The sequence below is a fragment of the Volucribacter amazonae genome (assembly GCF_029783845.1).
Lineage (GTDB): Bacteria > Pseudomonadota > Gammaproteobacteria > Enterobacterales > Pasteurellaceae > Volucribacter > Volucribacter amazonae.
The window spans coordinates 284394-305652 of the sequence record NZ_LWID01000001.1; the positions used below are offsets into that span (position 1 = coordinate 284394).

General features: G+C 33.3%; 24 protein-coding genes and 1 pseudogene. 7 read left to right on the forward strand and 18 right to left on the reverse strand.

Going from position 1 to position 21259, the window contains the following annotated elements:
- Positions 1 to 88 precede the first annotated feature (88 nt).
- The 3 genes and pseudogenes from A6A20_RS01380 to A6A20_RS01390 all read left to right on the forward strand — a co-directional run bounded on the left by A6A20_RS01380 (position 89) and on the right by A6A20_RS01390 (position 2639).
- A complete protein-coding gene (locus tag A6A20_RS01380) occupies positions 89 to 1144 on the forward strand; it encodes an Abi family protein (RefSeq protein ID WP_279571792.1) in 1056 nt (351 codons plus the stop codon).
- A 432-nt stretch (positions 1145 to 1576) separates the two neighbouring features.
- Positions 1577 to 1777, forward strand: a complete 201-nt coding sequence (locus A6A20_RS01385) for a MarR family transcriptional regulator (RefSeq protein WP_279571793.1) — start codon at positions 1577 to 1579, stop codon at positions 1775 to 1777.
- A 26-nt stretch (positions 1778 to 1803) separates the two neighbouring features.
- Positions 1804 to 2639: pseudogene (locus tag A6A20_RS01390) on the forward strand (ABC transporter six-transmembrane domain-containing protein).
- A 462-nt stretch (positions 2640 to 3101) separates the two neighbouring features.
- On the opposite strand, the gene A6A20_RS01395 reads toward A6A20_RS01390, so the two are convergent.
- The 15 genes from A6A20_RS01395 to A6A20_RS01465 form a co-directional block, all read right to left on the reverse strand.
- Positions 3102 to 3509, reverse strand: a complete 408-nt coding sequence (locus tag A6A20_RS01395) for an ankyrin repeat domain-containing protein (RefSeq protein ID WP_279571794.1) — start codon at positions 3507 to 3509, stop codon at positions 3102 to 3104.
- Positions 3510 to 3529: 20 nt separating this feature from the next.
- Positions 3530 to 4066 (reverse strand): hypothetical protein, encoded by a 537-nt coding sequence (locus A6A20_RS01400; protein WP_279571795.1) that lies wholly within the window; start codon positions 4064 to 4066, stop codon positions 3530 to 3532.
- A gap of 46 nt (positions 4067 to 4112) precedes the next feature.
- Complete coding sequence (locus A6A20_RS01405) at positions 4113 to 4559, reverse strand: hypothetical protein (RefSeq protein ID WP_279571796.1); 447 nt, start codon at positions 4557 to 4559, stop codon at positions 4113 to 4115.
- A gap of 908 nt (positions 4560 to 5467) precedes the next feature.
- Positions 5468 to 5680 carry an RHS repeat-associated core domain-containing protein gene (locus A6A20_RS01410; protein ID WP_279571797.1) on the reverse strand — a complete coding sequence of 71 codons (213 nt, stop codon included), beginning with the start codon at positions 5678 to 5680 and terminating at the stop codon, positions 5468 to 5470.
- Between the two features lie 190 nt (positions 5681 to 5870).
- Positions 5871 to 6503 (reverse strand): hypothetical protein, encoded by a 633-nt coding sequence (locus A6A20_RS01415; RefSeq protein ID WP_279571798.1) that lies wholly within the window; start codon positions 6501 to 6503, stop codon positions 5871 to 5873.
- Positions 6470 to 7210: an RHS repeat-associated core domain-containing protein gene (locus A6A20_RS01420; RefSeq protein ID WP_279571799.1), complete on the reverse strand. Its 741-nt coding sequence runs from the start codon at positions 7208 to 7210 to the stop codon at positions 6470 to 6472. Before A6A20_RS01420 ends, A6A20_RS01415 begins: the two co-directional genes overlap by 34 nt.
- A gap of 46 nt (positions 7211 to 7256) precedes the next feature.
- Positions 7257 to 7394: a hypothetical protein gene (locus tag A6A20_RS01425; RefSeq protein WP_279571800.1), complete on the reverse strand. Its 138-nt coding sequence runs from the start codon at positions 7392 to 7394 to the stop codon at positions 7257 to 7259.
- A gap of 507 nt (positions 7395 to 7901) precedes the next feature.
- Positions 7902 to 8534, reverse strand: coding sequence for an RHS repeat-associated core domain-containing protein (locus A6A20_RS01430; protein ID WP_279571801.1), 633 nt, complete (start codon positions 8532 to 8534; stop codon positions 7902 to 7904).
- Complete coding sequence (locus A6A20_RS01435; protein ID WP_279571802.1) at positions 8525 to 8860, reverse strand: hypothetical protein; 336 nt, start codon at positions 8858 to 8860, stop codon at positions 8525 to 8527. Before A6A20_RS01435 ends, A6A20_RS01430 begins: the two co-directional genes overlap by 10 nt.
- Before the next feature lie 36 nt (positions 8861 to 8896).
- Entirely contained in the window at positions 8897 to 9199 is a 303-nt protein-coding gene (locus A6A20_RS01440) for a hypothetical protein (RefSeq protein ID WP_279571803.1), read from the reverse strand.
- Positions 9200 to 9202: 3 nt separating this feature from the next.
- A complete protein-coding gene (locus tag A6A20_RS01445; RefSeq protein ID WP_279571804.1) occupies positions 9203 to 9739 on the reverse strand; it encodes a hypothetical protein in 537 nt (178 codons plus the stop codon).
- A 271-nt stretch (positions 9740 to 10010) separates the two neighbouring features.
- On the reverse strand, positions 10011 to 10634 hold the full coding sequence (locus A6A20_RS01450; protein ID WP_279571805.1) for a hypothetical protein: 624 nt from the start codon (positions 10632 to 10634) through the stop codon (positions 10011 to 10013).
- A gap of 84 nt (positions 10635 to 10718) precedes the next feature.
- Positions 10719 to 11030 (reverse strand): hypothetical protein, encoded by a 312-nt coding sequence (locus A6A20_RS01455; RefSeq protein ID WP_279571806.1) that lies wholly within the window; start codon positions 11028 to 11030, stop codon positions 10719 to 10721.
- 46 nt (positions 11031 to 11076) lie between these two features.
- Positions 11077 to 11550: an IS1 family transposase gene (locus A6A20_RS01460; RefSeq protein ID WP_279571807.1), complete on the reverse strand. Its 474-nt coding sequence runs from the start codon at positions 11548 to 11550 to the stop codon at positions 11077 to 11079.
- 285 nt (positions 11551 to 11835) lie between these two features.
- The gene (locus A6A20_RS01465) at positions 11836 to 12516 is read right to left on the reverse strand and encodes a suppressor of fused domain protein (RefSeq protein WP_279571808.1); all 681 of its coding nucleotides are present in this window, start codon (positions 12514 to 12516) and stop codon (positions 11836 to 11838) included.
- 382 nt (positions 12517 to 12898) lie between these two features.
- On the opposite strand from A6A20_RS01465, the gene sucA reads away from it, so the two are divergent.
- The 4 genes from sucA to sucD all read left to right on the forward strand — a co-directional run bounded on the left by sucA (position 12899) and on the right by sucD (position 19159).
- The gene (gene sucA, locus A6A20_RS01470; RefSeq protein ID WP_279571809.1) at positions 12899 to 15706 is read left to right on the forward strand and encodes a 2-oxoglutarate dehydrogenase E1 component; all 2808 of its coding nucleotides are present in this window, start codon (positions 12899 to 12901) and stop codon (positions 15704 to 15706) included.
- Positions 15707 to 15811: 105 nt separating this feature from the next.
- Complete coding sequence (gene odhB / locus A6A20_RS01475; RefSeq protein WP_279571810.1) at positions 15812 to 17023, forward strand: 2-oxoglutarate dehydrogenase complex dihydrolipoyllysine-residue succinyltransferase; 1212 nt, start codon at positions 15812 to 15814, stop codon at positions 17021 to 17023.
- Between the two features lie 100 nt (positions 17024 to 17123).
- Positions 17124 to 18290: an ADP-forming succinate--CoA ligase subunit beta gene (gene sucC, locus A6A20_RS01480; protein ID WP_279571811.1), complete on the forward strand. Its 1167-nt coding sequence runs from the start codon at positions 17124 to 17126 to the stop codon at positions 18288 to 18290.
- Positions 18290 to 19159 (forward strand): succinate--CoA ligase subunit alpha, encoded by an 870-nt coding sequence (gene sucD, locus A6A20_RS01485; protein ID WP_279571812.1) that lies wholly within the window; start codon positions 18290 to 18292, stop codon positions 19157 to 19159. The genes sucC and sucD overlap by 1 nt, the downstream gene beginning before the upstream one ends.
- A gap of 85 nt (positions 19160 to 19244) precedes the next feature.
- On the opposite strand, the gene A6A20_RS01490 is transcribed toward sucD, so the two are convergent.
- The 3 genes from A6A20_RS01490 to mog are packed head-to-tail and all read right to left on the reverse strand — an operon-like array spanning position 19245 to position 21230.
- Positions 19245 to 20315 (reverse strand): AI-2E family transporter, encoded by a 1071-nt coding sequence (locus tag A6A20_RS01490; protein ID WP_279571813.1) that lies wholly within the window; start codon positions 20313 to 20315, stop codon positions 19245 to 19247.
- Positions 20312 to 20650: a nitrogen regulatory protein P-II gene (glnB, locus tag A6A20_RS01495; RefSeq protein WP_279571814.1), complete on the reverse strand. Its 339-nt coding sequence runs from the start codon at positions 20648 to 20650 to the stop codon at positions 20312 to 20314. The genes A6A20_RS01490 and glnB overlap by 4 nt, the downstream gene beginning before the upstream one ends.
- A gap of 1 nt (position 20651) precedes the next feature.
- Positions 20652 to 21230, reverse strand: coding sequence for a molybdopterin adenylyltransferase (gene mog, locus A6A20_RS01500; protein ID WP_279571815.1), 579 nt, complete (start codon positions 21228 to 21230; stop codon positions 20652 to 20654).
- Positions 21231 to 21259 lie beyond the last annotated feature (29 nt).

Consider the following 21259-nt stretch of genomic DNA (forward strand, 5'->3'; position numbering starts at 1 on the left):
GTAGAATTCCGAGCAACACACTCGCCATGCCTCTTATCTGTTCTGTGATAATGCACAAATCGGCGAGTTTTTTATATTGAGGGTTGAAATGACGACTTTTAACAAACCAGAAAAAAGTAATTCAGAACTCATTATTGAGTGGAAAAAGCGAGGTTTATTCATTCCTGATAAACAACGAGCGCAACGCTATTTGGATTTTATCAGCTATTACTGCCTTTCTGCTTATTCTATTCCTTTTCAAATTTCAGAATCACATCAATTTCGAACAAATACGAGTTTTGACGATATTTTAGATTTATATATTTTTGACCGAGAGTTGCGCCTACTTATTATGGATGCAATTGAACGTATTGAAGTTGCGATCAGAACACAAATTTGTAATGTCATTTCTCTCGCAAAAGATCAAAATAACAATGCTTTCGGTGCATTTTGGTATCTTAACGGAAAACATTTTCTTCGTAAATTTCCACATTTCCGATTTTTAGCCAACCTTGAAAAACAGCTATTAGAAGAAAAAGAGAGGCTTGAGCAAGATATTCATCATATATCTCAAAGAAAAAAACTGTCACAAACACAACGACAAACACTCATTTCAAACGCCCAAAAAGAAAACTTCTTGCGTCATTATTTATCCCAATACGATGAACCTAGACTTCCACCTTGCTGGATGATGATGGAAATGCTAACTTGGGGAGAATTAAGTCATTTATATGCCAATTTGCAATCTTCTGCGTTAAAGAAACAAATCGCTACAAATTTAGGATTAAATGCTGAAATTTTAGAATCTTGGTTAAAAGCATTTAACAGTATTCGCAATATTTGCGCTCATCATAGCCGTCTTTGGAATAGAGAGTTAGGCATTGCTATAAAAATCCCTCAATCAACACAAATTAAATGGCTTTCGGCAACACCACAACGTTCGCAGCTTAATAACGTTCAGTTCGAACGCCGTATTTATTCTATTCTCGTAGCATTGCAGACTATGCTTTATGCTGTCAGTCCAAAGTCTAGCTGGGCAAAACGATTAAAAGCATTAATGGACAAACACCCAAAAATCTCTCTCTTTAATATGGGGATGCCGGCTATGTGGTATCAAGATAGTTTTTGGCAACCTGCGTTAAAAATAAATCACATTACAAAGTGAGGTAAAAACGACCGCACTTTTTTATTGAATACTTTGTCTCACAAATAAGAGAATATCAGCATACCCCTTGATAATACTGGCTATACCAAATCAAAAAAGTAAATTTTAATGCCAATATCCCTTACCTTTTCTCTTGATCACACCTAAAACAGCACTTAATTTAGTAAATTTTAGGACTTTAAATATAAGCAACTTCGACAAATTAGGCAACAAATCAGTGAAGTGGATGCCACAAGGACGCTTGGATCGCTAAATTAGGCTTGGGCTATAACTATTTTGTGATGCTATATTCGTTGGCAGCGGCGGAAAATGGGCGTGTACGCAAAAGCAGATTTACGATGAATGTCTGTTGCCGAATCGGACGGTATTCAACGTTTGCAAGGAATATAAGAAAAAAGGCTGGATTGAATTTAGCGAAAGTGCGGTGGATAAATGGGGAAAATGATGTGTTTAATCGCAGACGGCAAGGCGAAAGAGGAACCTGTTTGGCAGGCAACACAGCAGTTGGCGGATAAAACCTTTACAAAATTAGACGAGAAAAAGACCGCTCAACTGTTTGCTTTGTTGGTGGAGTTCTGCATGGTTTGCCGTGAGCAAATTGATAAAATTGGTGTAACGGATAAGGGGGCGTGATGTCCTTAGAAAATATTGAACCGACAATGCTCCGTTCGCTCAAAACTCTTGCTTTACAACATAAAAAGCGCCTGTTTGATACATTCGGCTTGGTAGCGGCGGAAAATTTATTGTTGTTGGTTTATCCTTTGATGGGTAGTTTTGCGGTGGATGCGGTGTTAAACGGGAAACTGCTTTCCGCACTAGCTTATGCCTTAATAGTACTGATTATTTTTGGGGTAGGTTCAGCTCGTCGTGCGGTGGATACTCGTGCCTTCACTCGTATTTACACAGAACTTGCCGTGCCAGTGATTTTGACCCAGCGGGTTAAAGGCGTTGATACTTCAACTAGCACCGCACGCGTGGCTCTATCCCGTGAGTTCGTTAATTTCTTTGAACACCATTTGCCGACCTTGATCACATCTGCGTTTTCGATTATTGGGGCGGTACTGATGTTGCTGTTGATTGAATTTTGGTCGGGCGTCGTGGCGTTACTGATTGTGGTGGAATTTGGCTTTCTGTTACCCAGTTATGTGAAGGTCAATGACCGTCATTATTTCAACTCAATAACTGCCTAGAAAAAGAAGTAGACCGAGTGGAACGTGCTAAAAACAGTGAACTGATTAAACATTATCGCTTGGTGGAACGTTTCCGTATTCTGATTTCCAACCAAGAGGCATTAAGCTTTTTGTGTATTGGCGTCGCGATGTGCCTGCTGTTTGGCGTAACATTGACGGTTTTAACCCTAAAACAAGGTATAACCGCAGGGCATATTTATGCGGTGATTATCTATCTTTGGACTTTCGCTATTAGCCTATCACCAAGATTGATGGAAGAATTGTCGAAGTTGAAGGATATTGGGAAACGGGTAGAGGTAGAATAAGGCAGATGATAAGATTAAACAAACATGATCAATAAGTGTAAAAACGGCATAATCAAATTTAGTGATACTTCTTATAGGGATGAACGCGACAGATGCCAATTTTTTCGTGCTTTCAATGACTTTATGGACAAATATTGTCTGCTTGATGTTTCATAGTAAGTACATTGTGTAAAAATAAAATCTGAAATCTAACCTTTTGCATTTTTATTTTTTACATATTTACATAAAAAATTAGATATTCTTCATTTAACTATTTGATATAAATTTATTTTATAATTTACACTTTATATAAATATAGAAACAACCGTTCTAACAAATAACTAGAATAGAAAAGTAAAATCTCTCTAAAGGTTCAAGAGAAACCTTGTTTATATAGGTTTCTCTTTTAATATTTGTTACATCTACTTAACCAAGTTATTAATGAGATCCTGCAATCTTCATAGCCTTGTAGTAATACTATGATTAATAAGATTTATCCCCATACTTTTTATTTTTTATGTTTTTCTTTAATATAGAAATAATTTTCTTTTTATTATGTTCATTTGATGAAAATGCAATATCTAAGGCTGTTTGCCCAAATTCATCTTTAATGTTAGGATTTGCTCCATAAAATAATAACAATTCAACAATATCTTGATATCCATTAATACAAGCATAATGAATAGCTGTATAACCTAAATCCCCTTGGTCATCAATATTAATTCCATACTCAATAAGAACTTTAATATCATGAATATCTTTTTTTCTTGTTGCTATATGTAACATATTATCGCCATCTATATTTTTTTGATTAATATCTGAAATTTCTTCTAAGAAATCAGGGTGTTTTTGATATTTATTAAAAAGTTCTAATAATTCTTTCCTACCCATATCTATCCCCAAATTACTTACTAACTACATTCTTTTATTTTCATACAAAATGGATATAGTTCATCATAATCAAATTGTTCCCAGTATTTACTCCACCTAATATCTACATATAAACTATTTTTATTTATAAAATCTTTATTTTTTAAAATATCAATTGCATTTTTATTTCCCTTTTCTGCTGATTTTTGTAAAAAGACAGATGCCATACTAAGGTCCCCTTTTTTCAAAAAATGATGATATTGATTATATTCTAAAACTCCTGTATCAAAACTACCTACCCTATATCTCTCATTCCATATTTTAGATTTTATCAAATCCATTTCTATACCATAAGAATTGCTTTGATAAACTTCAGCAATCAACGAAAATGCCTCCTTATTATTTTGTCTAATTAAAGGATAAAATTCATTAAAAGCTTTGATATAATTATGAGATTTAATATTATAAATAAATTTATTGAAAAATATATCATATGTATTCACTTCGTTATTTTTTGATATAACGAACATTCCTAAAGGAAAAATAACAAATAATAGAATTAAAAATTTCTTTAACATACTATATAAATCACAAAATTAATTAACGTTACCATAATAACTTATACTATATAAATATTGCTATAGTCTTAGTAAAACTCTCTAACTCATCACGATTTACAGATACACAATATTGATTATTTCTATATTTTATTAGAAAAACAAACCATGAATATAAATTAAAAATATCTTTCTTACTCATAAAAGAAATTAATTTCAGTAACCCATTATCATAATTTAAATTAAAAAACATATCATCTAAAAAGTTATCAATAACTTCATTAAAATTATATAACCACTCTCTTTGTGCAAGAGGAATAATATAAGCCCAACCATTCCATGAAATATCACTGGATGCTCCCCTAAATTTCGAGAAGTCCAAAGGAATACCTTCTTTTAATGTTAATAAATAATCATACTCATTAATATCTTCTAGCCTTGTTAAAAGCACATACTCGCGCTCATAACGTAAAAATTTTTCTGGAAATGATTTAATACTTAATAGAGTAAACATATCTTATCCCATAACTTTTTGACATTTATTACTCCATTTTTATATCAATATCTTTCATCGCTACACTTATTAGTATACCCAACATAACGATTTCCATATATTCTAAATTAGAAGCTATTTATTGAGCCATCATTATAACCCTATCATAACATATTCTCATATCAAATCACATTGGATAAAAACATCCCATATTCGGAGCGTAGTAAAGATAAAATTTATAATGCAAGCCATTTTCTTACTCATAATATTGGTTTTATAAGCGGAATAGATGGTGTATATTTTAAGAAACGAAATTAAAATCTCTAAAATTTATAAACTATAATAAAAATATAACATATAATAAATATGTTTATAAAATTTAATTAATATATATCACACATACTTTCTATATTTCCATACCTATTATCAACAAAAACTAATGTAAACTCTGTTTTGTTTAAAGTTTCTTTATTTTCACCAATATATAAATTATTGTCAAGAATATAACGACCCTTCTCTTTAAATAAATTAACTACTGCATTATTTCTAATAAAGAAATCAATCCCTACATTACTTGCCTTACCAACCTTATTCTTATTAAAATAATTCTTATAAGAAGATAAGAAATGTAAAGACAAAATATTACTTTCTACAAAAAAATATATTTCTATATTTTCAGAATCTGATGGTAATATATTATTACATATATCTGAGAGATTTGACTCTTTACACTGGTCAATATTTTTGAAAGAATAATCAAGGTTATCCCTAAACCAAGTAAAATAAGAAAAAATAAAATCACTTTGTTTTTCATTTTAAATATTCCTCTATTCTTAATATTTCCCTAGTTTTTAAATGATTAGGATTTAGATATTTTTATATCTATCTGTTTCAAATATACTCATTCTTTTCATATATTCAAAAGTTGTTTATAATATTTTATAAGCACTTCCTTCAAAAAATGGAGAATTATATCTTATCGATTTATTTACATCTATGGGCTCTAATCCTAATTCGACCTCTCTTACAAAAATATTTTCAGAATAGTTATACAAATTCTCCCCACCCAATAACCCTATCGGATCACGCTGAGTAAAGCGCCCCGTATGCGGATCATAGTAACGATAAAAATTATAGTGCAAGCCTGTTTCTTAATCGTAATATTGATTTTGTAAGCGGAATGGTTGATGTATATTTTCAACCAATGAAGTTTGATGTTTAATCGCGCCCCAGCCTTGATAATCACCATATCGACAAAAAATCAATCCGACTTTCCACCAAAAACTTTCTATTTCTTACCTCATTTTTTACTCAAAATAATATTAAGTAATTTTATAACACATTTTTATTTACATATCCCCAAAATTCTTTCGCAATATCACTCATATAACAAATATTATTTTTATCTAAATATACAATTAACTCACTAATTAAATATAATTGTGTATTATTAAATCTACTAATTAATTCATTAATTTCAACATTATCCCAACTAGAATAATATTGATTTATATAGTTATCAGGATCTAATAATCTAGAAATAAAGTAAATTTGATCATAATCATGATTTATATCTAACATATCAGAAACAGCTAAAACATAAAACAACCCCATAAATTTCGTATAATACAAATAATAAAAGTCTTCTCTTTCTTGTTCAAAATATTTATAATAGTCACATATGAGTCCATATAATAGAAAAGGGCTACTATCTATAAAATGACTAATCTCTCTTAAATTTAATTTATTTATAATATCTCTCGCGCTTTTTTTGTTAAAAATATACATAATCTCAGTATCATACAAACCTTCATACCTGGAAATATATTTATTAGGTATATCATATAAAATATAGTCTGATTCAAAATTTTTAAGCGCTATATTCTTAACTAAATTTATATCTTGAAAATTAATATTTATTAAATTATTCCTTATTTTAAATATTTTGAAAGTTTTTCCTGACATTTAGCATAAGTAACCCAAGCATTTTCAGCTTCTTTCTGATGCTTAAGATCTCCACCAGCAAAACATTTCTTATTGATTTTATCTCTTGTCATTGCGCAATTTCTATTTAATGCAACTCTATAAAAAATCTCTGCATCAGATAATTTTTGATCATCACAATTCCTTTTTTGATTACAAAAATAATTTTTATCTCCTTGTAAAGCCTCTAATTCACCAGGGGTACAATTCCCTCCAAGATTTGTTCCACTATGATGTGCTTCTGATAATTGTATCGCTTTATCGCTAACTTTAGGCTCTATTGATGCAGAACTTCTCTTGCTTCTTCGTTGCATTGAAATAGAATTTGAATTATCAGTAGAACTAAGTATTGCACCTGCACCTATAACTGCTGACTGATATCCCGATATAGCCACAGCAATTAACCCCATAGGATCAAAAGCATTTTGTATCGTACCTTCAAACCGATATAAATTATTACCACCTAATAATTTTATCGGATCACGCTGAATAAAACGCCCCATATGCGGATCATAGTAACGATAAAAATTATAGTGCAAGCCTGTTTCTTGATCATAATATTGGTTTTGTAGGCGGAAAGGTTGATGTATATTTTCAATCAATGAAGTTTGATGTTTAACCGCACCCCAGCCTTGATAATCACCATACCAACAGAGTTTTCCTTGTTCATCGGTTAGCTCTCTTGGCATGCCGATTTGATCGCAATGGAAGTAATAAATGGTTTGGTTTTCACCATCATTTTCCTACTTGTGCCAAAGGCTCGTAGCTCGCTGGGTGACTGTAAATATACTGATAAGTGCAGTCGGTTTTGTGATGTTTTTCTTGCAATAAATGGCTGCCGTCCCAAATAAATTCAATCCGACTTTCTTCCAAAAATTTTCCATTTTCTGACCGCACTTTGGCGATACTTTTGCCTGCTGCCTAAAAATTAAGATTATAACCAAATTAAAGATAAGGATAATATATAGCAAGCAAAATATATATAATTGAACAACAAAGGAACATCATTATTAAGAAATTCACTATAATGACTAATAAATTAACATCTTTCATAGCTCTATTAATATATTTACAATATAGTTGAAAAATTAATAAAATAATAGGTGTATAGATAAAGAATGTAACTCCATTATATCTAGAAAAAAGAAGATAAGATATATATTCTCCAATTATCTCATCTTCACAAAAAAATAATATATGTATCATAATAAAAACATATATAACTACTATTGTATCTTGATAAATTAACTTTTTTTTCATATCTATATCCTTAATTATTTTATTTGCATTTTAATTTTTTCATACTCTTTTAACACATCAGTCACAAAATCTTGGCAGTTATTAAAGAGAATATTATATTGTTCAGGGGAATATTTAGGTTTAAATCCAGATATTTTTATCTCCATATTGTCCTACGGAAGAATATACAGGAAGCAGCTTTTCTTTTACGTTTTTTACTGCTTTTAACATAATCTCATCATCATATTGAACGTTTGAACATTTATATTGTGATAATAAACGTGGATCTTTTTCTTCATAAATTCCTAAAATCTTCCCTTTATCATCTTTGGTTCCTGAATAACCAATATTAGAACCATTTTTAAACATAATTTGCTCATGGAAAAATCCTAAATCAAAACCATCTCTAGATGAAGGATCGAAATCACTATAAATTTTGTTTCCTTGATTGAAATCTAAAGGTCTAGTACATATAACCGCCAACCCAGACGGATCAACCCAGCTAACCGTATTTGGAGCAAACTGATACAAATTCTCCCCACCCAATAACCCTATCGGATCACGCTGAGTAAAGCGTCCCATATGCGGATCGTAGTAACGGTAGAAATTATAGTGCAATCCTGTTTCTTGATCGTAATATTGGTTTTGTAGACGGAATGGTTGATGAATATGCGGTGTTAAAGCATACTCGTTTTTAACCGCTCCCCAGCCTTGATAATCCCCATACCAACAGAGTTTAATATAATGGTTATAATTATTAGATATTATAACCATAATTTATCTTTATTTATCACTACATAATCACCAGAAATAATATATTTTTTACTTCCGTTAATATCTACTTGATAAATAAAATATGTTTTTACATCAACTAATTTGTTTACTTTAACATATTCTCCTTTGTTTAAATAAGTTATTTCACTATTTTTATCCCTTTCTAGTACAGCATCTATAGAAGGATATGCAATAGTTTCCCCTAATGAAACTAAATAAACATTAGTTGAAAAATTACATTTATAACATAACAATACCAATAACAGAAATAAAATAATTTTTATTTTATTTCCAAAATAAGTATTAAAAAATTGAGTTATTTTCATAAAATTATCTTTAGGCACCCAATAATAATATTGTTATTACAAAATATAATCTCTATTACTTATAAAACTTTCTAAGAGATCTTTACTATCTCTCATAGATAAACGTTTAATTAATTCAATATTAATATTCATATCATCTCGCATTATTTGAACTAATCCCATTTTCTCAAAAAATATCATTACTCCGCCACCGCTATTTGTTAAATAGGTGAAGTCATAATTATCTATAAATTTTCCTTCATCAATTAAACAAACAACAATACCTTTTTCTATTGGATATGGTTTTTCCCATAAAACAAGATCACAAATATTAATTTTTTGATTGTTATTATAATTCATATTTCAGTCTATTAATAAATAAGTTGATAAATTAGTATAAATATAAACAATTTTCCAATTATGTTCAGGTATATATTTTCTATTCTTATGTAAATAATCTAAACTCAATTGATAGTTATCAAATAACCCAAATTTATTTAATAAATATGATTTTCTTTTATATTCAACTGATATTACATGGCTTTTAATACTAATAAAGCAAGTATCAATTATATCATACCCTAGAAAAATCAGATTAGATCTATTATAAATATCTTGATTTGGATAAAAATTTTTAGTTTTTATCCAATATTCATAGTCTATATCCTCCACCGCTAATATACAAGGATAAAAATTTGTGCTAATAAATTCAAAAGAGTGAATATTTTTAGGTTGAAAGTGTTCTATATATTCATCTAATATATTTATTGGCATATTATATTGATCATAATAATATAAAGAGATCAATTCAATATTATTACTAGACGGCGTTATTCCAGAATCATAGGTAAAAGGAAACACTTTACATTGACTACAAATTCTAGTAGATAAAAATTTCATATTTCTCCTTCCTTAATGCGGATAGTTTAGTGGGATAATAGAACTATTATTCAAATTAATCCAATGTAATTTTATACATCCGAAGTATTTGATACCCTATGTACCAAGTCGATAATATGAATAATCTCTAACTCTCTTGTATAATAATCATAGAATTTAATCCCAGAGGCTCAATCTAGATTTGAATGTCAAACTAATATCAGAATAATAATAGAAGTTATAATGTAAAACTATGTCTCATGTTATCTTAATTAAATTAACAACATATATTTTATATTAATAATGAATTTAATTTATTGAAAGTATATTTATCACAAAATACGCCTATTGGCTCCCAATCCATTTTAACCTCTTTATTATTAATATATTGTATAACTTCTTCTTTATTTAATTTCAAATATTTTTCTAAAGTGAATATATCTGGTAGAAGCCCCCAATGATTTATATCACCTTTATCATTTAAAATTAAATTTTTAGATATATCTTCTCCAAAAAAAGGAGACTTGATCATAATTGGATATATACCATCTGTCATAGCACTATCTGTATAACTATATATATTCCAACCAAGAAAAATTAAATCTTCTTTTTTTAAATTATTATCCCACTCATCATTATAATAATAACTATGTTTATCCTGATAAGCTTCATTGCAAAGAAAAAATATTACAAAACAATTTTTATCTTTTAAATCTTCTAACAAAGACTTATCATACAAAATTAAATCATTAGTATAACAGAAATCATTTCCATAACCTAACTTAACCTTATTTTTAATATCATTTATAAATAAATTATCATCTATACTCTCACATAAATATGGAGATAATATAAACTGATCTTCTTTTTTATATATAGATTTATATATATCAAAATGATGAAAAAATAAATTCATTGTTATTCCTATTAACTTTAATTATAAATACAAAAAACTTGTATTTCTTACCGCACTTTTTACTTAAAATAGCATTAAGTAATTTTATAACACATTTTTATTTACATATCCACAAAACTCTTTTGCAATATCACTCACATAACAAATATTATTTTTATCTAAATATACAATTAACTCGCTAATTAAATATAATTGTGCATTATTAAACCTACTAATTAATTCATTAATTTCAACATTATCCCAACTAGAATAATATTGATTTATATAGTTATCAGGATCTAATAATCTAGAAATAAAGTAAACTTGATCATAATCATGATTTATATCTAACATATCAGAAACAGCTAAAACATAAAACAACCCCATAAATTTCGTATAATACACTAACCATCCCAATGCATCTTGCTCAAAACGGATTTACCGTTGCACTTGGCTGACAAACTCATCTTGCATAGCTATCAAGTTTCGTACGAAGCTGTTTTACTGTGTTTAAATTGCGTTTATCCCACACAAAAGCAACGATTTCACGCGTATCTAGGTCATAGGCATACATCAACCACCCTTTGTTTTTCTTGTGCCCTACATACGTCCAAAATTCATCAACTTGCCATTTTCGATAATACTTCTGTTTTGGCTTTATCTGATGTTTAGATTGAACCAGTACTTCTAGCACTTTGTATTTGCTTATCTTTTCAATCACAATAACGTCAGCAATGCTGCAACCTCGAACCAGCATTAAACGTATTTTATTATTGATACTACGTTGACAACCTTGATAAGTGAGGTCAGTTTCGTGAACAAATTGCCGATGACAATCTTTATATCGATAGTTTTGTTTACCGTAGATTTTTATTCCATTTTCCTTGATTCTCAAACTTAGGTAACTTGGGCATTTGATGGTAATTTCTTTTTTCATAACCTCAAATTATCGTCTTTTGCCTAAGTTGTCTTTTTTGTTTCTATATCAACATACTTTTCAGACTACTACTAAATATCGAAAAAACAATAAATCGGTTAGAAGGTTTATTTAGTAAACTTAAGCGGAAATTAATTATAATGGATTAAGTAGAAAACGTAAGACCATGTTTATAAAGAATTTTTTGAGTAAAAGAGTAGGTAAGATTAATATTAAATCGCTAAATCCTACTCTTTTGCCCATTATATCTGAAATTCCTATCAGTTTTACAGAATTCAAAGTATTTTAAACGTATGAGAATTTACGTGTTAGATCAGTTATAAACATAGGGTTATCCTTTGCTATAATGTCTGCTAATTCTTTAACTCTTTGTGCGGTTGGTTCAAGTAATAGCCAGTTATATTCATCATCGGTTATACCAAACATACAAAGCATTTCTACCATACCATTTGGAGTATTTATGCGATCGATAATTGGATCTGGTACAAATATAATTGCACTTAGTTTAGTATCTGTATCAAATCTAATCGGGCCATCTGTAGGAATAAAATGGTATGCTTGAAAAAAGTTTTTACTATCAAAAACATAACGAGCTAAATTTTGCATTAAATTTATAACCCATATAGGCTCATTTTTAGCATCACCTGAATTTTCATCTTCACTAAAAGGTGTAACACGCATATTAAACTCAAAGCCCCAACCACTAAATTCATTCTCAACACTTTCAGGGTTATAATAAAGTTCACTCATTCCATAGCTAATAATATGTCTATGAAATTGTTGCTGATTAGTGTCATAAATACTTACTCCATCAAGAGGATCTTCTCCACCTAGCATATATTTTAATGTTGTAGCATAATGGCGAGGTTCTTTACCTTTATAAATTTCATCTAATATTTCATCTATTGCTTCCCAGCCAACCGCATCATTTTCACTAAATTTAGCTATATATTCATCTTTATTCATATAAACTCCTTAGTTTTTAAATAGTTAAAATATGATAAATTATTGTACAATAAATATTCTAAGTAATGAAGAAAAATAAGGACAAAACCGTATGGGCAATTTCTTTCCAATACTGTTTATTCTCTAATTGATTAGATTTTGAGTATAGCATACTCAACGACAATTTTAGTTCTAGTAAAAATATAGTCATTTCAATTTTACCTAGGTAGAGCATATCGTTGTGGGGTGTTTTTTAATTGTTATAAATAATGTTGCTTTTTTGTAAAATTTGAGCTTAGATCACAGTATTTTATGATTTTTTCAGGCATAATAATTTCTATGCGAAAACAAGGCAATCTATTATATAATGGCTCGCAAAATTTAAGGCTCTAAAGGAAGCGGTATGCAAAAAAACAAAGCACTAAAAGATTGGTTATCTTCCACAGCATTAGGTGGGGTGAATCAATCTTATATTGAAGATATTTATGAGCAATATCTTGATGATCCTGAAAGTGTTGATGAAAGCTGGCAACAGTTATTTAAATCTTTCCCTCAATCAGAGACACTTGAACAGCAACATTCTCACGTCCGTCAATATTTTCGTAAATTAGCACGAGAATCTAATCAGAATACAGTAACAGTGATTGATCCTGATGCTGGAGCAAGACAGGTGCGTTTATTGCAATGGATTAATGCTTATCGTTTTAGGGGGCATTTGGAGGCAAATTTAGATCCATTACATTATTATCGTTGGAAACGTTCAACGGTGCCTGAATTAGATTATCGTTATCATGGTTTTACTGAACAAGATTTAAATGAAACCTTTAATATTGGGCGTTATGTTTTTGATAAAGACAATATTAAAATGGCGGATTTGGCGGTGGCACTCAAAGAAACCTATTGTGGTAGTATTGGGTTAGAGTTTATGCATGTGTCAGATATGGCTCAGAAACAGTGGTTGCAAGCCAAAATTGAAACCTTGTTAAATAAACCTTTATTTACCACTCAAGAAAAAAAGACTTTTTTGCAGGAGTTGACCGCAGCTGATGGCTTAGAACGTTATTTAGGGGCGAAATTTCCGGGGGCGAAACGTTTTTCATTAGAAGGATCAGATGCGTTTATTCCGATGATGAAAGAGATTATTCGTCATGCCGGTAAGCAAGGGGTAACGGATATTGTGATGGGTATGGCACACCGTGGACGATTAAATTTGCTAGTAAATGTTTTGGGTAAGAAACCAGCGGAATTATTTGACGAGTTTGCGGGTAAGCATGTGGGCGATCGTACGGGCGATGTAAAATATCATCAGGGCTTTTCTTCTGATTTTGAAACCGATTGGGGTAAAGTGCATCTTACCCTCGCCTTTAATCCTTCCCATTTAGAAATTGTTAATCCGGTGGTAATTGGTTCGGTGCGTGCAAGACAAACCCGAGCGAATGATAAAAATCATGATAAAGTGTTAGCGGTTACTGTACATGGCGATTCAGCGGTAACGGGACAAGGGGTAGTGCAAGAAACCCTCAATATGTCGGCGGCAAGAGGCTATAATGTGGGGGGGACAATTCGCATTGTGATTAATAACCAAATTGGTTTTACCACTTCTAACCCAAATGATACACGTTCAACCGAATATTGTACGGATATTGCCAAAATGATCCAAGCACCGATTATTCATGTTAATGGTGATGATCCTGAAGCGGTAGCCTTTGCGGCGAGAATGGCAGTAGAGTATCGCAATTTGTTTAAACAAGATATTTTTATTGATTTAATTTCTTATCGCCGCCATGGACATAATGAAGCTGATGAACCTTTAGTCACTCAGCCTATGATGTATAGCATTATTAAAAAACACCCAACGCCTCGTAAGGTTTATGCGGATCGTTTGATTGCAGAACAGGTCATTAGCTCAGAACAAGAAATTGAGATGATTAATACCTATCGTGATGCGTTGGATAATGGGGAATGTGTTGTGCCTGAATTTCGCCCAATGGATATGACTAAGGTGGATTGGTTGCAGTATCTTAATCAGGATTGGACAGCCCCTTATCCTTATCAATTTGAGCAAGCACGTTTTCAAGCCTTGGCTCGGCGAGTTTGCGAATACCCAGAAAATCATAAATTGCATAGCCGAGTGGCGAAAATTTATCAAGATCGTCAATTAATGGCAGAGGGAGAAAAACCGTTAGATTGGGGTATGGCAGAAACAATGGCTTATGCAACCTTGTTAGATGAAGGCATACCTGTGCGTTTATCGGGTGAAGATGCAGGGCGAGGTACGTTTTTTCATCGTCATGCAGTCATTCATAATCAAAATGATGGTACGGGTTATATTCCCTTAGCAAATTTACATAGCAAGCAAGGGCGTTTTGAAGTCTGGGATTCGGTATTATCCGAGGAGGCAGTATTGGCTTTTGAATATGGTTTTGCCACCACCGATCCAAAAACCTTAACCATTTGGGAAGCACAATTTGGCGATTTTGCCAATGTGGCACAGGTGGTAATTGACCAATTTATTAGTTCAGGCGAACAAAAATGGGGGAGAATGTGTGGCTTAACAATGCTATTACCTCACGGTTATGAAGGACAAGGACCAGAACATTCTTCCGCACGTTTAGAACGTTATTTGCAACTTTGTGCTGAGCAAAATATGCAAGTTTGCGTGCCTTCTACGCCTGCTCAGGTTTATCATATGTTACGCCGTCAAGCCTTGCGTAAAGTTCGCCGTCCATTAATTGCAATTTCGCCAAAATCCTTGTTACGCCACCCATTGGCGGTGTCTTCCATTACTGAATTAACAGAGGGGTGTTTTCAAACGGTTATCGGCGAAATTGAGCCTTTAGAGGCAAGTCAAATTAAGCGAATTGTGCTTTGTTCAGGTAAGGTTTATTACGATTTATTGGAATATCGCCGTCAACAACAGCTTGAGCAAGTGGCAATTATTCGTATTGAACAACTTTACCCTTACCCACACGAAGAAGTGAAAGCTATTTTGGCACAATATCCACAAGTTACCGATTTTGTTTGGTGTCAAGAAGAACCGCAAAATCAAGGGGCTTGGTATTGCTCTAAACATAACTTTGAGGCATCAATTCCTGCACAAGCGAAATTGCGTTATGCAGGGCGACCAGCCTCTGCTTCGCCTGCGGTAGGTTATATGTCTTTACATATAAAACAACAACAGCAACTGATTGAAGATGCCTTAATAGCATAAATGTAGAATTTTTAACCTGTATTATAGAAAAAGTGCGGTGGTTTTTGCGATTATTTTTTCGTTGTTTTGAGCATTACCAACGTAATAACCCATAAGGAAAGTAATATGACCATTGAAATTTTAGTGCCAGATTTACCTGAATCCGTTGCTGACGCCACTGTCGCCACTTGGCATAAAAAAGTCGGCGATAAGATTAGTCGTGATGAAGTGTTGGTGGAAATTGAAACAGACAAAGTAGTACTTGAAGTACCTGCCAGTGTGGACGGCATTTTAACGGAGATTCACCAACAAGAGGGGGCGACCGTAGTCAGTAAGCAATTACTGGGCAAGTTAGAACAACAAGCTGGTGATGGGCAAATTACCAAAGCACCAGCTCCACAAGCTAATGAAGCAACGCCGGCGGATCGTCATCAAGCCACATTAACTATTGAGGAAAGCCAAGGGGATCATCAAAGCCCTGCTATTCGCCGTTTATTGGCAGAGCATGATTTAGATGCTAATGCGATTAAAGGTACAGGCGTAGGTGGGCGTATAACTCGGGAAGATATTGAACAATATTTAGCTCAACAACCGTCCGCTGTTTCGCCAATTAAAGAGGCTGAGCCGATTATTACTCAACGCAGTGAAAAACGTGTAGCGATGACCCGCTTGCGTAAACGTATTGCCGAACGTTTGTTAGAAGCGAAAAATAATACAGCAATGCTCACTACCTTTAATGAAGTGGATATGCAACCGATTATGACCTTACGTAAACGTTATGGTGATAAATTTGAACAACAACATGATACACGTTTAGGCTTTATGTCTTTTTATATCAAAGCCGTAGTGGAAGCATTAAAACGCTATCCTGAAGTGAACGCTTCTATTGATGGCGATGATATTGTGTATCATAATTATTTTGATATTAGTATCGCAGTATCTACCCCAAGAGGATTGGTTACGCCTGTATTGCGTGATTGTGATAAGCTCAGTATGGCGGATATTGAAAAACATATTAAAGCCTTAGCAGAGAAAGGGCGTGAGGGTAAATTAACCGTAGAAGACTTAACGGGCGGAAACTTTACCATTACTAATGGTGGCGTTTTTGGCTCATTAATGTCAACGCCGATTATTAATCCACCACAAAGTGCCATTTTAGGTATGCACGCCATTAAGGATAGACCTGTCGCAATCAATGGACAAGTAGAGATTCGTCCAATGATGTATTTGGCATTATCTTATGATCATCGTTTAATTGACGGCAGAGAATCAGTAGGATTTTTATTGACGGTTAAAGAATTATTAGAAGATCCAACACGTTTATTATTAGAAATTTAATTATTCAGCATAAAAGTGCGGTGCATTTTTGAATTATTTTTAAATGCGAATAAAAATAAATGCAATAAACACAACAAGGCTTTTAATGTGAGGAGATCAAATGAACTTACATGAATATCAAAGTAAACAATTATTAGCAGACTATGGTTTACCTATTCCAAAGGGCATTGCTTGCTATTCGGAACAACAGGCAATTAATGCGATGGAACAGCTTGATAGCGATAAATGGGTTGCAAAATGCCAAATTCATGCGGGGGGACGAGGTAAAGCAGGTGGCGTACAACTTGTTCATAATAAAAGTGAAATGGCAAATTTTGTACAGAAATGGCTAGGGCAACCTTTAGTGACTTTTCAAACCGATTCGCAAGGACAGCCAGTGAATTGTATTTATGTAGAACAATGTTCAGATATTCATAAAGAATTATATTTAAGTGCTGTTATTGATCGATCCTTGCAAAAATTGGTATTTATCGTGTCCGAACAGGGCGGTATGGATATTGAAGAAGTGGCAGAAAAAACACCGCACTTATTGCATAAAGTCGTTATTGATCCCTTGTTGGGGGCAATGCCTTATCAAGGGCGTGAGCTAGGTTTTAAACTAGGTTTACAAGCTGAGCAGTTAAAACAATTTGTGCAGATCTTTTGCCAACTGGCGAAACTTTTTGTGGAAAAAGATTTAGCGTTATTGGAGATTAATCCTCTTGGTATCACGCCGACAGGGCAGTTATTATGTTTAGATGCGAAAATGGTGGTGGATAACAATGCGTTATATCGCCAACCTGAATTAGCTAAAATGCAGGATATTAGCCAAGAAGATCCAAGAGAGTCGCTTGCAGAGTCTTTTCAGCTTAATTATGTGGCATTAACAGGCAATATTGGCTGTATGGTTAATGGAGCAGGGCTTGCTATGGCAACCATGGACATTATTAAATTATATGGTGGTGAGCCAGCTAATTTTCTTGATGTAGGAGGCGGTGCAACCAAACAGCGGGTTGCCGAAGCATTTAAAATTATTTTATCTGATAATGCAGTAAAAGCGGTACTGGTAAACATTTTCGGTGGTATTGTACGTTGTGATTTAATCGCTGAAGGCATTATTGCGGCGGTAGACGAAGTAGGGGTGAATGTGCCTGTTGTCGTGCGTTTAGAGGGAACCAATGCACAATTAGGGCGAGAAATTCTTGCTACAAGCAACTTGAACATTATTGCTGCTCAAGGTTTAGCCGAAGCCGCACAACAAGTGGTTGCAGCAGTGGAGGGAAAATAATGGCTATTCTTATTGATAAACATACCAAAGTGATTTGCCAAGGTTTTACTGGTGGACAAGGTACTTTTCATTCTGAACAAGCGCTTGCTTATGGTACACAATTAGTAGGTGGTGTATCGCCAGGTAAAGGCGGAACAACCCACTTAGGGCTGCCAGTATTTAATACGGTAAAACAAGCTGTTGAAGCAACGGGGGCAACTGCAACAGTTATCTATGTGCCAGCAATAGGTTGTAAAGATGCGATTTTAGAAGCCATTGATGCCGGGATTGAATTAATCGTTTGTATTACCGAAGGCATACCAACCTTAGATATGTTACAAGTCAAACAACGGCTAAATCAAACAGGCGTACGTATGATCGGCCCAAACTGCCCAGGAATTATTACTCCTGAGGAATGTAAAATCGGTATTATGCCGGGGCATATTCATCAAAAAGGACGCATTGGCATTGTTTCACGTTCAGGTACATTAACTTACGAGGCTGTCAAACAAACTACTGACGAAGGATTAGGACAATCAACTTGTGTGGGGATTGGTGGTGATCCGATTCCAGGCAGTAATTTTATTGATATTCTGCGTTTATTTGAGCAAGATCCACAAACTGAAGCGATTGTGATGATTGGCGAAATCGGAGGAACAGCTGAAGAAGAAGCGGCTGCTTTTATTAAGCAACATATTACCAAACCAGTGATAGGATATATCGCCGGCGTTACTGCGCCAAAAGGGAAACGAATGGGGCATGCAGGTGCTATTATTAGTGGTGGTAAAGGCACAGCCCAAGAAAAATTTGCCGCATTAAGAGCGGCAGGTGTAACAGTGGTAGAAAGCCTTGCGGATATAGGTAAAACGGTTAAGAAAATTATTGATTAAATAATAAGGGCTGATTATTCAGCCCTTGTTTATAGTTCCATTTTACAATGATATTGCGTTAATCTTTTAAATTGAAACGACTATATCATACGGATTTAGTTTCTTTGTTTTGATTATTTTCCTCAATTTCCCCTAATAGAGCCGCATATTTTTTAGTTTGAGGGCTTGATTCTAATGCAATTTTTAATGCCATTGTTAAGGGAACAGAAAGTAGCATACCCACAGAACCTAGTAACCAGCCCCAGAATAGTAAGGATAAAAATACGATAAGTGTGGATAAACCTAAGGTTTTACCCATTAAACGAGGTTCAATCACATTACCGATAACCATATTAATTCCTACTAAACCAGAGGCGACAATAATACCAGTAGAGAAACCATTGAGTAATAATACTTGTACTACGATAGGAATAGCGGCAATAATAGAGCCAATATTAGGGATATAATTTAACAAGAAACTTAATGTTGCCCATAATACGGCATATTGCACACCTAAAATCTCTAATAATATCCACACACAGATCCCTGTGGCTAAACTAATTAGCGTTTTTACCCCTAAATAACGAATAACACCATTAAGGATACGATCAATATTGCGTTCGTGTTCATTAATATCGCCATCAACTTGGCTAAAAGCCAATGCCATTTTGTGTTTCGCCGTAGGGGCTTCAATTAGCATAAAAATAACCACTAACAGCAAAATAAACACATTACTTACCGCACCAGAAAAACTCAATAATACTTTACTCACAAAATCCATAATCACACTTGGATCGAAGTTTTCTAATATGGCTTCTTGTGAAATACTTAATGGATAATTAATGGATTGGGCAAAAGCTGATATTTCATCAACTCGGCGAGTGAGTAACGCACGATATTGTGGAATAGAACTGGTAAATTCTTTGATCGTGCTATTAATTAGTCCGACTAAGAAGAAAAAAATCAATAATATTAGTACAAATAATAAACTGATTGCGAGCCAACGAGGGATTTTTCGCATTGTCATCATGGTAATTAATGGCGAACAAATAATCGCAATAAATAATGACAATAAGAAAGGAACAACAATTTGTACTGCAGATTTTACCCCAGCTAAAATAATCACTAAGCAGGCTGCAATAATAAAGGCACGAATTAAAGAGTTAGATTGTTTCATAGGGCTTCTTCGTCTTGTTCTCCTGTACGAATGCGGATAACACGTTCCACATCATAAATAAAGATTTTTCCATCGCCAATTTTGCCAGTTTGTGCAGTATCTATAATCGCTTCTAAACATTGCTCCACAATATCATCAGCAACAACGATTTCAAGTTTAACTTTAGGTAGAAAATCGATCATATATTCCGCTCCACGATAAAGCTCAGTATGTCCTTTTTGTCTACCAAAGCCTTTGACTTCGCTAACAGTCATACCTGTTATGCCAATATCAGATAAGGCTTCTCGTACATCATCAAGTTTAAAGGGTTTAATGATGGCTTCAATTTTTTTCATATTATTTCCTCGCAGATTTTGGTCTAAAAGCGGTAACAACCGCAGGATCGGTTTCAATATAAATACCACTTAATAATTGTAAACAATAAGGAATAGCGGCGAAAATACCTTTAACAAGGGTTTTACCTTGTTCATCTTTTAAACCTTCTAAAGTTTCTTTAATGGCTTTTGGTTGCCCTGGTAGATTTAAAATCAGGCTTTGTTGACGGATTACCCCCACTTGTCGTGAAAGTATTGCCGTAGGTACAAAATGCAAACTAATTTGTCGCATTTGTTCACCAAATCCTGGCATTTCACGATCCGCTACAGCCAATGTGGCGTCAGGGGTAACATCACGTTTAGCTGGACCTGTTCCCCCTGTCGTCAAGACTAAATGGCAATGATGAACATCTACCAATTCACATAATGTTTGTTCAATTTGTTGTTGTTCATCGGCAATTAAACGTGTTTCTACTTCAAAAGCAGTCGTCAACGCTGAAGCTAGCCAAGCCTCTAACTCAGGAATACCTTGATCTTGATAAATCCCTTGTGAGGCTCGATCAGAAACAGACACCAAACCAATTTTTAAAAGTGCGGTCATTTTTTTCTCTTTTTGCTGAATGAAAGAAT